This window comes from Rhizocola hellebori, from assembly GCF_016862955.1.
Taxonomy (GTDB): Bacteria; Actinomycetota; Actinomycetes; order Mycobacteriales; family Micromonosporaceae; genus Rhizocola; species Rhizocola hellebori.
In genome coordinates this window covers 111,529-125,325 of the sequence record NZ_BONY01000019.1, presented here as the reverse complement: position 1 = coordinate 125,325, position 13,797 = coordinate 111,529, and the positions used below count along the sequence as shown (strand labels likewise).

General features: G+C 68.7%; 8 protein-coding genes and 2 pseudogenes. 5 read left to right on the top strand and 5 right to left on the bottom strand.

The features are described 5' to 3' along the window. Positions 1–20 precede the first annotated feature (20 nt). The 5 genes from Rhe02_RS17790 to Rhe02_RS17770 all read right to left on the bottom strand — a co-directional run bounded on the left by Rhe02_RS17790 (position 21) and on the right by Rhe02_RS17770 (position 5,795). Entirely contained in the window at positions 21–698 is a 678-nt protein-coding gene (locus Rhe02_RS17790) for a hypothetical protein (RefSeq protein WP_203909355.1), read from the bottom strand. 6 nt (positions 699–704) lie between these two features. After that, positions 705–1,529 carry a carbohydrate ABC transporter permease gene (locus Rhe02_RS17785; protein ID WP_203909354.1) on the bottom strand — a complete coding sequence of 275 codons (825 nt, stop codon included), beginning with the start codon at positions 1,527–1,529 and terminating at the stop codon, positions 705–707. Further along, complete coding sequence (locus tag Rhe02_RS17780) at positions 1,529–2,410, bottom strand: carbohydrate ABC transporter permease (protein ID WP_203909353.1); 882 nt, start codon at positions 2,408–2,410, stop codon at positions 1,529–1,531. The genes Rhe02_RS17785 and Rhe02_RS17780 overlap by 1 nt, the downstream gene beginning before the upstream one ends. Positions 2,411–2,486: 76 nt before the next feature. Then, positions 2,487–3,806, bottom strand: a complete 1,320-nt coding sequence (locus Rhe02_RS17775; RefSeq protein WP_203909352.1) for an ABC transporter substrate-binding protein — start codon at positions 3,804–3,806, stop codon at positions 2,487–2,489. A 15-nt stretch (positions 3,807–3,821) separates the two neighbouring features. Continuing rightward, a complete protein-coding gene (locus Rhe02_RS17770) occupies positions 3,822–5,795 on the bottom strand; it encodes a DUF2264 domain-containing protein (protein WP_203909351.1) in 1,974 nt (657 codons plus the stop codon). Positions 5,796–5,994: 199 nt separating this feature from the next. On the opposite strand from Rhe02_RS17770, the gene Rhe02_RS17765 reads away from it, so the two are divergent. From Rhe02_RS17765 to Rhe02_RS17750, 5 genes and pseudogenes are all read left to right on the top strand, one after another. Then, positions 5,995–7,905 carry a heparinase II/III domain-containing protein gene (locus Rhe02_RS17765; RefSeq protein WP_203909350.1) on the top strand — a complete coding sequence of 637 codons (1,911 nt, stop codon included), beginning with the start codon at positions 5,995–5,997 and terminating at the stop codon, positions 7,903–7,905. Beyond that, positions 7,902–9,062: a substrate-binding domain-containing protein gene (locus Rhe02_RS17760; protein ID WP_203909349.1), complete on the top strand. Its 1,161-nt coding sequence runs from the start codon at positions 7,902–7,904 to the stop codon at positions 9,060–9,062. The genes Rhe02_RS17765 and Rhe02_RS17760 overlap by 4 nt, the downstream gene beginning before the upstream one ends. Positions 9,063–9,064: 2 nt before the next feature. After that, positions 9,065–9,367: pseudogene (locus Rhe02_RS50925) on the top strand (acyltransferase); the annotation flags it as partial. 81 nt (positions 9,368–9,448) lie between these two features. Next, positions 9,449–9,607, top strand: a pseudogene (locus Rhe02_RS50920) (DapH/DapD/GlmU-related protein); the annotation flags it as partial. Between the two features lie 1,269 nt (positions 9,608–10,876). Then, the gene (locus tag Rhe02_RS17750; protein WP_203909347.1) at positions 10,877–13,795 is read left to right on the top strand and encodes a M36 family metallopeptidase; all 2,919 of its coding nucleotides are present in this window, start codon (positions 10,877–10,879) and stop codon (positions 13,793–13,795) included. Positions 13,796–13,797: the final 2 nt, after the last annotated feature.

Sequence of the window (13,797 nt, the reverse complement as noted above, 5' to 3'; positions counted from 1 at the left end):
GTGGTGCCACGGGGGTGCGGCTAAGCGTGGTGCGCCAGCGGGCGTGAGTCGGGCAGGGCCGTGCGCAGGGTGAACCGGCTGTTGGCCCACACCACGTACAGCAGCGGGGCCGCGGCGAGCCCGAGGGCGATCGCGGGCCGGGTGACGATGAGCTGGGCGAGCAGGGCTAGCACGGCTAGCGAGACAGCCGTGAGGTACCAGCGCCGCACCGCGAGATAGGCGCCCGCCCGCGCCACGTCGCGCAGCCGTGCCGCCGGGGCCTCGGAAAGCGCGACCAGGCCGAGCAGTGTGGTCGCCACCGTCAGCGCGATCAGGGTGGCGAGCACCGGAATGGCCAGCGCCCCGGCGGTGCGCCCCCACGCGAAGCGAATGTCCACCGCCAGCACCACCACGGCGGCGGAGCTCAACGCGGCCAGGGCTGTCGCGCGCCGCCACGACGCACGCCAAACCCGGCCGAAGGTGGACAGCACCGCGGTGGACCGGCCGCCGGAAAACTCGCTCAGCACGGCGAACACGCCGCACAGCCCCGGCGCGCACAGCGGCGCGATCGCGGCGAGCAGCGGCCAGGACCGCGCCGGGTCGGTCAGCGCCAACCCCGCCAGCAACGGCAGGAATCCGGCGATGAACAGAAGGTTCGCCGCCAGTCCCACGTAGACGGTGTCGAAGATGGTGGCGAAAGTGTTGTGGCGAAAGCGCATCTCAGGTCACCCCTTCAGACCGGTGGACGTGATGCCCTCGACGAAGTAGCGCTGGCCGAACAGGAACACGATGGCGATCGGCAGCACCGACAGCACCGATCCCGCCATGATCAGCGCGTATTCGGCGTTGTACTGGGAGATGAACGTGCGCAGGCCGAGCTGCACTGTCCACAGGTCGGGCTTGCGCAGGTAGATCAGCGGGCCTAGGTAGTCGTTCCAGGTGCTGACGAACGTGAGCAGGGAAAGGCTGGCGATCGCGGGCTTGGACAGCGGCAGGATGATGCGCCAGTAGATGCCGTACTCGCTGAGGCCGTCGAGGCGGGCCGCTTCGCTGAGCTCCTCGGGAATCGTTTCGTAGAACTGTTTCATGAGGAACACCCCGAACGCGCCGAAGGCCTGCAGCGCGATGATCGAGAACAGGGTGTTCGACAGGTGCAGCTTCGACATCAGGATGAACTGCGGGATCATGTAGGACTGCCACGGCACCGCGATCGTCGCGATGTAGGCCAGGAACAGCACATTGCGCCCGCGGAAGCGCACCTTGGAAAAGCCATACGCGGCAAAGCTTCCGGTGAGCACCTGCAGCAGGGTGACCGTGACCGAGAGGGTGAGCGTGTTCGTCAGCCACGTCGTCATCCCCGACTTGGCGAAGATGTCGCCGTAGTTGCGCCACATGAAGGTGTCGGGCACCCACTTGAGCGGGATGGTGAAGACGTCGTTGTTCGCCTTCAGCGACGAGGAGACCATCCAGTAGAACGGCAGCAGCAGGGCGGCGGCGGCGATGATCAGCCCCGCATACAGCAGCACGCGGCCGGCAGTATTGCGTTTCATCAGTCGTTCCACCGCCTGTTGACGAAGTACTGGAAGATGGTGACCAGGCAGCAGATCGCGAACAGCACGATGGAGACGGCCGACGCGTAGCCGAACTGGTTCTCCACGAAGCCCTTCTGATAGATGTACTGCGACAGCACCAGGGTCGACTGGCCCGGACCGCCTTCGGTCATCAGCAGGATCAGATCGAAGACCTTGAAACTGCCGATAGTCATGATCACGACAACGAAGAACGTCGTGTGGCGCAGCCCGGGGAGTGTGACGAAAAGGAAGCGCTGCCAAGGGTTCGCGCCGTCCACCCGGGCGGCTTCGTAGAGCTGCGCGGGGATGGTCTGCAGGCCGGCGAGGAAGAGCAACATGTAGTAGCCCATCTCGCGCCAGGTACCGACGAAGATGACCGCGGGCATCGACCAGTCGGCCGACGTCGTCCACCCCGGCGGGTTGGCGATCCCGATGAAGCGCAGGAAGCTGTTGATGGGCCCGTAATCGGGGCTGAAGAGCATGTTCCACACGTAGGTCAGCGCGACCATCGACGTGATGTAGGGGAAGAAGGCGGCGGTGCGGAAGAAGGCCACTCCGCGCAGCGAACGGTTGAGCAGCAGCGCCAATCCCAGCGAGGCGCTGAGCGTGAGCGGGATGTGCAAAGACGTGTAGTAGAGCGTATTGGTCAGCGCGGTCCAGAAGCTGGCGTCGTGCCACATCCGGATGAAGTTGGCTGTCCCGGTCCAGCGCGCCTTGCCGAAGACGTTCCAGCTGGTGAAGGCGACGTAGAAGAGCACGATGACCGGTGCCAGGGTGAGAGCGGCGAAGCCGGCGAAGTTGGGCAGGATGAAACTCCATCCCACCAACGCGTTGCGCCGCTTCAGCGGTGTCGTTGCCATAACGGCCTCCCGAGCTGGGCGAGCCCGCCGGTGGTTCCGGCGCGGCCGAAGCCGGAGGCCGGAACCACCGTACGGGTCACTGGTTGAGGACCTCGTTCTTGGCCTGGGTCTGCGCCGCGGTGATCGCGTCGTCGATGCCCTTGCTGTTGGAGAGCACCGCCGAGTGCAGGGTGTTCAAGACGTTCTGCAGTCCGGCCGTGTGCTTGGACACCGGGTTCTCCGGCTTGGTGTCGTGCTTGCTCCACGCGAACTTCGACAGCGCGTCTCCCGGTACCCCGTCCAGCGCGAAGAACGTCGCCGCCACCGCGTCGGAGGTGTTGGCGGGGGTGATGCCGATGCCCGCGAGCGCCTTGGCGGCCGCTTCACCGGCGGCGTAGGCGAGGAACTCCTTGGCCACGGTCACCTTGCCGCCGTCGCTGATGGCCGGGTTGATGCCCAGGCCGGTCGGGTCGCCGAAGGTCACCGGAGTCTTGGAGGTGCCGGTGGTGCTGGAGTCGAACTGCGGCGCCGGGGCGATGCCCCAGTTGAACTTGTTGGCGTCGCCGGTGCTGCGCTGCTTGATCAGCGTGGCGATGTACCACGTGCCCATCGGCAGCATCGCCGCCGACTGCTTGCCGAACTGCGCCTGGTAGGTGAGCTTGTTCGTGGTCACGGTGCCGAAGTTCGGCTGCGCGCCCGAGGCCTGAAGGTCGGTCACCCGGTTGTAGTAGGGCTTGACGTAGGAGAAGTTGCCACTCTCCAGGCTGGCGCCCGCGGTCTGGGCAAGCGCGAAGCCCTGCACCGTGGACTGCCACGAGTGCTGGTAGGTGCCGACGGCGGTGGATCCGGCCGCCTTGAGCCCGGTGGTCAGCTCCTTGGCCTTCTTCGCATAGTCGTCCCAGGTCCAGCTGCCGTCTGGGTAGGCGACCTTGGCCTGGTCGAACAGGTCCTTGTCGTAGTACAGCACCCACGAGTCCTGGCGGTAGGGAACCGCATAGGACTTTCCGTTGACCTGATAGCCCGACAGGCCACCGACGGTGTTGCCGAGCTTGCTCGCCACGTCGGAGACGTCGGCCAGCTGACCGCCGTCCTGGTAGGTGGTGAAGTTCTTCAGGTTCTTCAGCACGTAGACATCGGGGGCTGTTCCGGCGGCAAGGTCGGCGGTCATCTGCGTGTCATAGTTGGCCGCGTCGTACTCCTTGAGCTCCACCGTCACATTCGGGTGCAGCGCTTTGAAGCCGTCGGCCAGGGTCTTGAACTCCGGAGTCGTCGACAGGCTCCAGCCGGCCAGCGAGATGGTCACCGGCCCGGTCGGGAAGGGCTTCGCCTCCGGGAGATCCTCCTCGCTGCTGCAACCGGCGAGGACCAGCGTGATTGCCGTTGCGACGCCCAGGGCGGCCGCGAACGTGCGCTTCATCCTTGCTCCTTCTCTTCAATCGGGGCCCGAGGCCGGGCCCGTATGTTGGTGGGCCGCGCCGATGGCGTGCCCTGGGTTATTCGTGTTTTCAAGGCAGGTCAGCGTCTGGACGCCGTCCGGCCAGTCGATGCGGACGTCCAGGTCGTGCTCGCGTTGCGTGAGCACGACTCGGCAGCCCTGCCGGTCCGGAGGCTGATCGCCGCCGGATAACTCGATCAGGCAAGCGATCCAGGCGCCAAGGCGCACCGGATACTCAAGCCAGGGAACCGATACGCGTCCGCCGAGCGGCCCGCCGTCCGCGCGCCGGGTGATTCCGGCGACGCCTTCTCCCGTGGCGCAGTGGGCTCGCGAGGTGAGGCCGTCGCCGGTCGCGGTGACGCTGCCGGTCGCGATCCGCACCTCACCGCGGCCCGCGACCGGCCAGCCGCCCACTCGCAGGCGCAGCGTTTTGGCTTCGACGCCCGCAGCGAGTGTGTCCACTCGCGACAGTCGCAGCTCCCATGCCCCACGGGCGAGGGAGAAGACGGTGAGGCATCCGGCCGCTTGGACGTCGCCCTTGCGGCCGCTGCCGTGGTCGGGCTGACCCGGATGCGGGTCGACCCAATGCGCCTGCGTGGTCGAGCCGACGATGCCCAGACCGTCTTGCAGGCGCGGCGGCACAGTGCTCATGCCCGCCCGATGGGTCGCCCGGCCCGCGTCGTCGACCAGGGTCACCGATTGGTCCAGCGGCGTCACCCAGCCGCTTTCGTCCAGGATCGGGCTGGTCGCGGTCGAGTAGCCAAGCCGTGCATAAAGGGGCGAGTCGCCCCCGGTGGAGCCTTCGACGGCGTGGTCGGTGCCGTGATTGAGCACCCGGACGATGCCGTCGGCGCGGGTGGCGCTGATCAGCCAGCCCGGTGCGCCCACCGTGCGCAGGGTGTCGCCCTCCTCGACCGGCAACGGCAGCTCGGCGGAGGTCCACACCGGATGGTCGGCCGGCAGCGCCAGGCCGAGCAGTCCTTTGCTTGCCCAGTAAGGCGAACCCGGCCCGGAGTAGGACTGGGCCAGCCGTGGCCACGCCCCGTGCCAGCCGAGGGTGAGCAGCCCGCGCTCGTCGGGCACGCTGTGTGCGGTGAAGTGGCTCAGCACGCCGGTGGCGGCCCGCCGCAGCAGACCCGGGCTCAGCGATGGCACCTCGGCAAGGGCGCCCACCCAGAACGGCGCCGCGGCGGCGAACCGGTAGATGAGGCTGCGGCCCTGGATCAGCGGGGAGCCGTCGGCGCCCACCAGCGCCACGGCATCGAGCAGGAAGCGGTCGAGCATCGCGACATCGCGCTCGCGGCGCGGGGCGGCGAAGTCGGCCGCGCCCGCCATCCGTGCCCACAGCGCTGGATAGAGGTGAAGCGCCCAGCCGACGTAATGGTCGTAGGAGCGTTCCGGTCCGTCCGACATCCAGCCGTCGGCGCGCTGGAAGGTGTCATGGGTGGCCAGATCCTCGGCCATCTCCCCGGCCGACCAGGGGCCGCCCACCGAGCGCAGGAAGGTCTGCACGACGAGGCGGAACCACACCCAGTTGATCCGCGGGTAGGTCGGATCGCCGACGGCCGGGGACAGGTACTCGACCACCCGCTCCTGCACCTCGGGCTTGAGCCTGTCCCAGATCCAGGGACGGGTCAGGTCCAGAATCAGGGCGATGGAGGCGGCCTCCACCTTCGCCTGGGGATGTTCGTCGAGGCGCACCCAGCGCTCGGGCGATGCCGGGTCGGTGCCGGCGGCGATGCCCGCCATGTACCGGTCGGCAAGCTCGTCGAGGCCTGCGCCTCGTTCGCCCGCGATGCGGAAACCGGCCAGCAGGAAGGTGCGGGCGAATCCCTCGAGCCCGTCCACGTCATGCCCATAGCCACCTTGCGGGCCGGGGAACGCGATCCGAGCGTGCCCCGGCGACGCGAAGGGCGCGGCCGCGGCCAGCATGCGGTCCGCGAGATCGACCCAGTGCTGCCGGGTAGTCATGAGGGGCCTTCTTCATCCGGGGTGGGGTGGTCCCGAAAGTTAAAACGATCAAAAGCGCTCATGTCAAGACTGTTGCGAAACCGATACGATCACATCCGATCCTGACGCGCGCTCGAAACAACCCACTGCTGGGACTATTCGGACTCTAAACGATCTGATACGTTCACAAACGTTCACGATCGAATACCGCGAGGGAGTCATGGGTACCCAAGAGCAGCGCTTCGCCGGCCCGCTGGCCGCCGCCTGGCCGGCGATCGGCGTGAGCACCCTGCAGGAGTTGCTCCTCGCCCCCGCGCAGGCGTTGCCGGTCTCCCCCGCTTCGCAGCGCCAGGTGTGGGCGGCCCAGCACGTGCACGCCGAGACGCTGCAAGCTTTGCGTGAGCGAGCCGAAGCCGACCTCGCCTCGCCCTGGCCGCAGCCGCTGGCACACGACTACGCCCGCTACTTCCGCGACGGCGACCGCAATACCTACGAGCAAGCCGTTTTCGCCCGCCAGCAACGGCTCAGCCGCGCCACCGTTCTCGCCGCGGTCACCTTGGATCCAATGTGGATAGACGAGGTGACCGACGGCGTCACCTTGCTGTGCGAGCAGAGCAGCTGGTGCTGGCCCGCCCACGACGACACCAAACGGGTTCACGGCGCGGTGGTCCCCACCGTCACCGACCCCTATCTCGACCTCGGCGCGGGCGAGGTGGCCTCGCAGCTGGCCTGGCTCGACTACCTGCTCGCCGAGCAGCTCGACGAGCAGGTGCCAGGGTTGCGCGCCCGCATCCGCCACGAGGTGCGGCGGCGCGTGCTCGCCCCGTTCACAGCCCGCCGGGACTGGCATTGGCTCGGCCTTGACGGCGATGTGCACAACTGGAACCCATGGATCCACGGCAACGTTCTCGTCGCGGCGCTGCGCCTGGAGGACGACCTGAGCCGCCGGGCGGAGCTGGTGGATCTGGTCATCGAGGGACTCGATCGCTACGTGGCGTCGCTGCCGGCCGACGGCGCCATCGACGAGGGCTACTCCTATTGGTGGAACGGGGCTTGCCGCGCCCTGGAAGCCCTTGACGTGCTTGCCCACGCGACCGGGGGCGCGCTGACCGCCGCGCATGTGGTGGCGCTACGGGAAACAGTTGCCTTTCCACACCGGACCTATCTGGGCGGGCCGTGGTATCTCAACCACGCCGACGGCCCGGCGCGGCCCTCCGAGCGCCAGCCATGGGACGCGCTCTACCGGGCGGCGGGACAGGTGGGTGACCCGGCGGCGCGGGCGCACGCCGCCATGCACCGGTTGCCGGGCGAGCCGCTGTCCTACCCGGACCTTGGTCTGGGCCGGCTGCTGCGCGCGCTGACCGATCCAGACTGGGCCGCGGCCGCCTCTTGCCCGCCACCGCTGCCACGCGACGTCTGGTTCGAATCGACCCAGGTCCTGCTCGCCCGGTCACACGAGGGCAGCGCCGCCGGGCTGACCCTGGCCGCCAAGGGCGGACACAACGGCGAACACCACAACCACAACGATGTGGGCAGCGTCGTCGTGGCCCTGGGCGGGGTGCCGGTGCTCGTCGACGCCGGACGCCCCACCTATACCGCGCAGACCTTCGGGCCGGACCGGTATGACATCTGGACCATGCAGAGCGCCTGGCACAACGTGCCGCAGATCCTTGGCAGCGCCCAGGAGCCGGGCCCGGGTTACGCGGCGCGGGGCGTGGCGGCGGTCATCGGTACACAGACGACAATCACCCTCGATATAGCGCAAGCGTATCCACGTAAGGACATTCACGGCTGGAAGCGCGTCGCCTGTCTTGACCGCGAAGCCGAACGGATCGTCGTCACCGACTCCTGGCAGCTGGCGGCGGCCGATGGGCCGACCCGGGTGCAGTTCGTGGCGGCCGGGCAGGTGAGCATCGACTCCGGCCGGGTCGTGATCTCCGCCCTCGACGACGCCGGAGACATCGCCTTGACCTGGGAACCCGCGCACGTGCCGTGTGCGGCAACCGTGCGCGAGCTGGATGACCCTATGCTCAGCAATGTGTGGGGCAACCGATTGACACGCCTTGAGTTTGACGTGACCGCGCTGGGCCCGGCCGGCACGTTCGTCCTGACGGTTCGGGAGGGGCGATGACCACGCCGAACGCGCGCGGGCCGCTTCAGGTCGCCCGCCAGCAACAGCTCCTGGAAGCGCTCCAGCGCGATGGCTCGCTTCGGGTCTCGGATCTGACCGAAGCCCTGGGCGCGGCCGCGGTGACCATCCGCCGCGACATCGCCCAGCTTGCCGCGGAAGGGCTGGTGCGCCGGGTCCACGGTGGAGTGGCGCTGATCGGGCCCGGCGAGACCGCAGATGCCGCGGCCGCTGACGACATTGCGCCCAGCCCGCTGGAAACGTTGCGCGGCTGCACCATCGGCATGCTGGTGCCCTCGCTGGACTACTACTGGCCCGACGTGGCGCGCGGCGCCGAGGAGCTGGCCCGCGAGCTGGAGATGCGGGTCGTGCTGCGCGGCTCCTCCTACGAGACCGAGGACGACCGGCCGCAGCTGACCCGCCTGGTCGAGCAGATGGGCGTCGACGGTCTGGCCATCGCGCCGCGAATGGACGCCCCTACCGCCCGGCGCACCCTGGAATGGCTGGCTTCCACCGGGATTCCGGTGGTGTTGCTCGAACGCACCGCGACGGCCGGGCCGCACCACGCCGTCGTCGAGTCGGTGGTGACCGATCACGCACTGGGCGCGGAGATGGCCGTGCGGCACCTGCTCTCGTTGGGGCACCGCAAGGTGGGCCTGGTGCTCGACGAGCACAGCCCGACCCGGCCGCACGTGCGCCGGGGGTGGCTCGAGGCGGTGACCGATCACGGTATCGACGGCTCAGACACGGTGGATGTCGTCATCCCGGGTGCCCGTTCCCCGTTGCGGGACAAGGCTCTAGACGAGGTGCTCGACCGATGCCTAGCCACCGGCACCACGGCTTTGCTGGTGCACGCCGACGCCGAAGCGGTCGCCCTGGTGCAACATTGTGAAGAACGCCATCTCTCGGTACCGGGTGATCTGTCCATTGTGGCCTATGACGACGAGATCGCCGGCCTGTTCAGCCCGCCGCTGACGGCGGTGCGGCCACCGCGGCGCTCGATCGGGCGGGCCGCCGTGCGGATGCTCGCCGACCGCCTGCTCGAGCCGAACCGGCCCGCCCATCGCGTGGTCATCAGCCCGTCGTTGCGGGTACGCGAGTCGACCGCACCGCCGAGGCTGGCCACCCTCCCCCGCCAAAGCGACGACCGGCGTCGATAGCGGTGTCCGAGTTCGACTACTGTCCTTGGCTCTATTGGGAAAGGGCCACCGACGACGACCGCGCGCAGCAGGCCGCTTGGCAGGAAAAGTTGCGCGGCCACGGGTTGCGCGAAGCGGGCGAGCGCACCTTCCTCTCCCCGCTGGCCGCCATCTTCGACTTCCACCTGAGCATCGGCAGTGATTCCTACATCGCCGGGCACGCGTATGTCACCGGACAGGTGCGGCTCGGCGATCACACCACGCTGAATCCGTACACAGTGGTGCGGGGAAATGTCACGATCGGCGACGGGGTCCGCATCGGCGCGCACGCGTCGCTGCTGGGCTTCAACCACTCAGCCGACCCGGCGCTGCCGATCCACCGCCAACCCGTTGTCAGCAAAGGCATTGTCGTCGGCGACGACGTGTGGATCGGCTCGAACGCGATAATCCTCGACGGCGTCACCGTCGGCGCGCATAGCATCATCGGCGCGGGCGCGGTGGTGACCAAGGATGTGCAGCCGTGGTCGGTAATGGGCGGCAACCCAGCCCGCCTCCTACGCGACCGCCGAAAGCCCCGCCCGTCCAGCGGCTCGACCGACGGCTTGGGCGGCGGCGCGCCCAGCGGCTTGGGTGGCAGCGCGCCCAGCGGCTTGGGCGGCAGCGCGCCCAGCGGCTTGGGGGGCAGCGTCTCCGGCGGCTTGACCGGTGGCGCGTCCGGCGGCGACCTGGACGGGCGGCTGGAAGGCTTTGCGCGGCAGGCTCGCGATCAGGCGCCATCTCTGTTGCAGCGCTATTGGAGCGGTGACGGCTGGTTCCGCAACCTGCCCGGCCTGGCGGCGACGGTCAGGCCCACCTGCGACGCGGTGGAGGTGGCCGACCTGTTGCTGGGCACGGCACCGCCACAGATCCCGGCGCACGAGCTGATCGAGCGGCTCGCCGGTCTGCAGGATCGCACCACCGGGCTCAGTCCCGAGCTTGGCGAAACCGGCGCCACTGTCCACAGTGGATCGGCCTACCATCTCCTGGCCGTCGGCTACGCGCTCGATGTGCTCGGCGCGGCCCTGCCCCATCCGATCGCCGCGATCCAGCAGATCGACGCCGGTCAGCTGCAGAAAATCCTCGGCGATCTCCCGTGGCACAGCCACGCGTGGAGCGCCGGGGCCTGGGTGGACATGTACGCCACCGGCCTGTACTGGAACCGCCGCCTGTTCGCCGTGGACGGCCCGCTGGAAACACTGCTGGGCTGGCTGTTGACAAGGCAGGACAAATGGTCGGGCCTGTGGGGCGGCCCCACCCCGCAGGAGGGCCGCCGGCAGCCGGTCAACGGCTACTACCGGCTGACCCGTGGCACTTTCGCCCAATTCGGAGTTCCGGTTCCGCGGCCGGAGGCGGTCATCGACAGCGTCCTGGCGCACACCCGCGACCCCCGCTGGTTCGCCGACGGCCGGGGCACCGCGTGCGACGTTCTTGACGTGATCCACCCGTTGTGGTTGTGCGGAAAGCAGACCGGCTACCGCCGCGGCGAGGTGCAATCGTGGGCGCGGGAAAGGCTTGCCGACGCGCTGACCAGATGGCACACCGAGGCTGGCTTCGCCTTCAGCCCGATGCCCACCACCGGCCGCGAGCACGAGCCCAGCCTGATGGGCACAGAGATGTGGCTGGCGATCATCTGGCTGCTGGCCGACGTGCTCGGCGAAAGCGGGGCGCTGGGTTACCGCCCGCGCGGCGTGCACCGCCCCGAACCCGCCCTCGATCCAACGTCACTGGCAAATATTTGAATCCTTCGGTTGAATGGCCTACGACCACACTCGCCATTCCACACCAAGGAGGCACCCGTGCGCACCTCACCCCGTGCGTTCACGCGGACAACTGCATTCCTGGTCGCCGGCATCGTCGTGCTCGCCTTCGGATCCGGAGGCCAGGCGGCGCCGCCACAGGCTGGGGTCCGGGTCCAGACCGATACGGCACCCGGGGACCACGTCACCACAAAGATCAAAGACAACCGTCCCAGCAAGATCGAGCCCTCGGCGAGCCAGCGCCAGCGCGCGGGCCAGCTCAGCGCCCGAGTGCGCTGGAATGCGCTTGGCACACCGGCAGTCCTGGCGTCGACCGGCGCACCGCTGGCCACCGGCCTGCCCGCCGATCCGGCTCAGGCCGCCCTGGCCTATGTGGCCGCCAACCGCGATGTTCTTGGGCTGACCGAAAGCGGGGCTGCCGCTCTGGAGGTGCTGACCGTCGCGCCCATGGGGCTCGGCTCGGCCGTCCTGCTGCGCCAGCGTTTCGGCGAGCTGGCCGCCGCCGTCGACGGCATGATGTCGATCGGCGTCCGCGACGGCTCCGTCTGGTACCTCACCTCATCGCTTGCCCCCGACGGAAAAGCACCCGAGCCGGCGACGCTGACCGCCGCCGACGCCGAACGCCTCGCCAAGACCGACGCGCAGGCGCCCGACGCCACGATCGCCTCCACCAAGCTGGTCGCCGTCCCGACCTCAGACCGCGGCGCGCGCGCCGCCTACGAGGTGGTGCTCGCCGCGGACCTCACCGGCGCGGAACCCATCGCCTACTCGACCTATGTCGACGCACGCGACGGCACCGTGCTGGTGCGGGAGAACCTGGTCGACTCCGACAGCGACAACCCCGAGTGGGAAGTCTTCCCGAACACCCCGAAGCTGGACTACTCCTCCCGCGACACCCGCGATCGCTGGTGCCTGACCCGGGCCCGCGGCTGCGACGAGACGATCGGCTCCGCTTGGGATATTGACCCGGCCACCGGCACGACGACCCAGACCACCAAGGGCAACAACGCCATCGCGGTGCACAACTGGTTCAGCAACAACGGTGGCACCGTCGGCACGGAGACCGCCACCGCTCGCCCGGACCGCGACTACAGCTACCCGTGGACCAACCAGTGGCAGACCCAGCGCTGCGACCCGGCGACGTTCACCTCGCCGCAGGCGGCCGACATCGACGCCGCCCGCGCCAACCTTTTCGCCATGCACAACCGCATGCACGACTGGTCCTACCACCTCGGTTTCACCGAGGCGACCTTCAACATGCAGCAGGACAACTTCGGCCGCGGCGGTCTCGGCGGCGACTTCGAGCAGGGCAACGCCCAGGCCGGAGGCGTCAGCGGCGGCCCGCCCACCTTCGCCGCCCGGGACAACGCCAATCAGTTCACCCCGCCGGACGGCCTGCCGGGCATCTCCAACATGTACCTGTGGCAGCCGATCGCGGGCTCCTTCTACGCCCCGTGCGTCGATGGCGACTTCGACATGACCGTGATCGCGCACGAGTACACCCATGCCATCACCAACCGGATGATCGCCGGACCGAACGCGGGCCTCAGCTCGCCCCAGGGCATGAGCGAAAGCTGGTCGGACCTGCTGGCGATGGAATACCTCAACGAGAACGGCTATGCGCCGCGCGGCAAACAGGCCTTCGCCATCGGCCCCTACGTCACCGGCGATCAGGTCACCGGGATCCGCAACTACAACATGAGCGACAGCGACCTCAACTACAGCAGCGTCGACTACGACTTCGTCGGGCTGCAGGTCCACTCCTCCGGCGAGGTGTGGTCGGCGACCAACTTCGACATCCGCCAAGCCATGATTAAGCGGTACGGCGACGGCAACCCGCGGCTGCAGAAGTCCTGTGCCGCAGGCGAAACGCCGGTCACTTCGTGCCCGGGCAACCGCCGCTGGGTGCAGCTGGTGTTCGACTCCTTCCTGCTCATGGCCAACAGCCAGAACAGCCAGGTGGACGCCCGCGACGCCCTGCTCGCCGCCGACATGATCCGCTTCGGGGGCGCGAACCAGGACCTGCTGTGGAACGCCTTCGCCAAGCGCGGCTTGGGCGAGACCGCTTCCAGCAACGGCGCCGGGGACGCCAATCCTGTGCCAGGCTTCACGTCACCGCACGCCACCGAGGCCACGATCACCTTGCGGCCGGCCGGTGACGGAGGCCCGATCGCCAATGCCGAGCTGTTTGTCGGCCGGTACCAGGCCCGCGCCGTCCCGGTGGCCGACACCGACGCGGCCACCCCGCTCACCGACACGGTAAGCCTTGTCCCCGGCGTCTACGAGTTCGTCGTACGCGCCCCCGGCTACGGCCACACCCGGGTCGGCCCGATCGAGGTCAAGGCGGGCCAGCTGCGCGACCTACCGGTCAAGCTGCGGGCCAACTTCGCCTCCGCCGCCGCTGGCGCCACCGCCACCGGCGACGGCATCAACCTCGACAAACTCATCGACGGCGACGAGGTCACCAACTGGGCCTCCCTGGGCGCCCCCGTCGCCGGAAGGCAGATCACCGTCGACCTCGCCGGTGACACCGCCCAACACGTGCGGCGCATCCAGGTCAGCGCAATGCTGCGCCCGCAGATCACCACCGACCCGGACAGCGGCCCGCAGAGCCGTTTCTCGGCCCTGCGCCAATTTCGGTTGTGGGCGTGTGAGGCCAAGGGCACGGTCACCTGCGCCGACCCGGCCGACTTCCACGCCGTCTACACCAGCAAACCCGACGCGTTCCCGTCGGTGGCCCCACGCCCCAGGGCGCCGGAGCTAATCATCGAATCGTTCGATATTCCACGGACGAAGGCCACGCATCTGCGCCTCGAAGTGCTGACCAACCAGTGCACCGGCGGCCCTGGCTACGCCGGTGAGCAGGACAACGACACCCGCGCCAACACCGACTGCGCCACCACGAGCCCGCAAGCGCTCAACGTGCGCATCGCCGAATTCCAGGCCTTCGAACACTAACC

What these genes read in the sequence shown, in the direction of transcription:
- Rhe02_RS17790 (WP_203909355.1), bottom strand. Translation starts at nt 698, where the DNA reads ATGCGCTTTCGCCACAACACTTTCGCCACCATCTTCGACACCGTCTAC.
- Rhe02_RS17785 (WP_203909354.1), bottom strand. Translation starts at nt 1,529, where the DNA reads ATGAAACGCAATACTGCCGGCCGCGTGCTGCTGTATGCGGGGCTGATC.
- Rhe02_RS17780 (WP_203909353.1), bottom strand. Translation starts at nt 2,410, where the DNA reads ATGGCAACGACACCGCTGAAGCGGCGCAACGCGTTGGTGGGATGGAGT.
- Rhe02_RS17775 (WP_203909352.1), bottom strand. Translation starts at nt 3,806, where the DNA reads ATGAAGCGCACGTTCGCGGCCGCCCTGGGCGTCGCAACGGCAATCACG.
- Rhe02_RS17770 (WP_203909351.1), bottom strand. Translation starts at nt 5,795, where the DNA reads ATGACTACCCGGCAGCACTGGGTCGATCTCGCGGACCGCATGCTGGCC.
- Rhe02_RS17765 (WP_203909350.1), top strand. Translation starts at nt 5,995, where the DNA reads ATGGGTACCCAAGAGCAGCGCTTCGCCGGCCCGCTGGCCGCCGCCTGG.
- Rhe02_RS17760 (WP_203909349.1), top strand. Translation starts at nt 7,902, where the DNA reads ATGACCACGCCGAACGCGCGCGGGCCGCTTCAGGTCGCCCGCCAGCAA.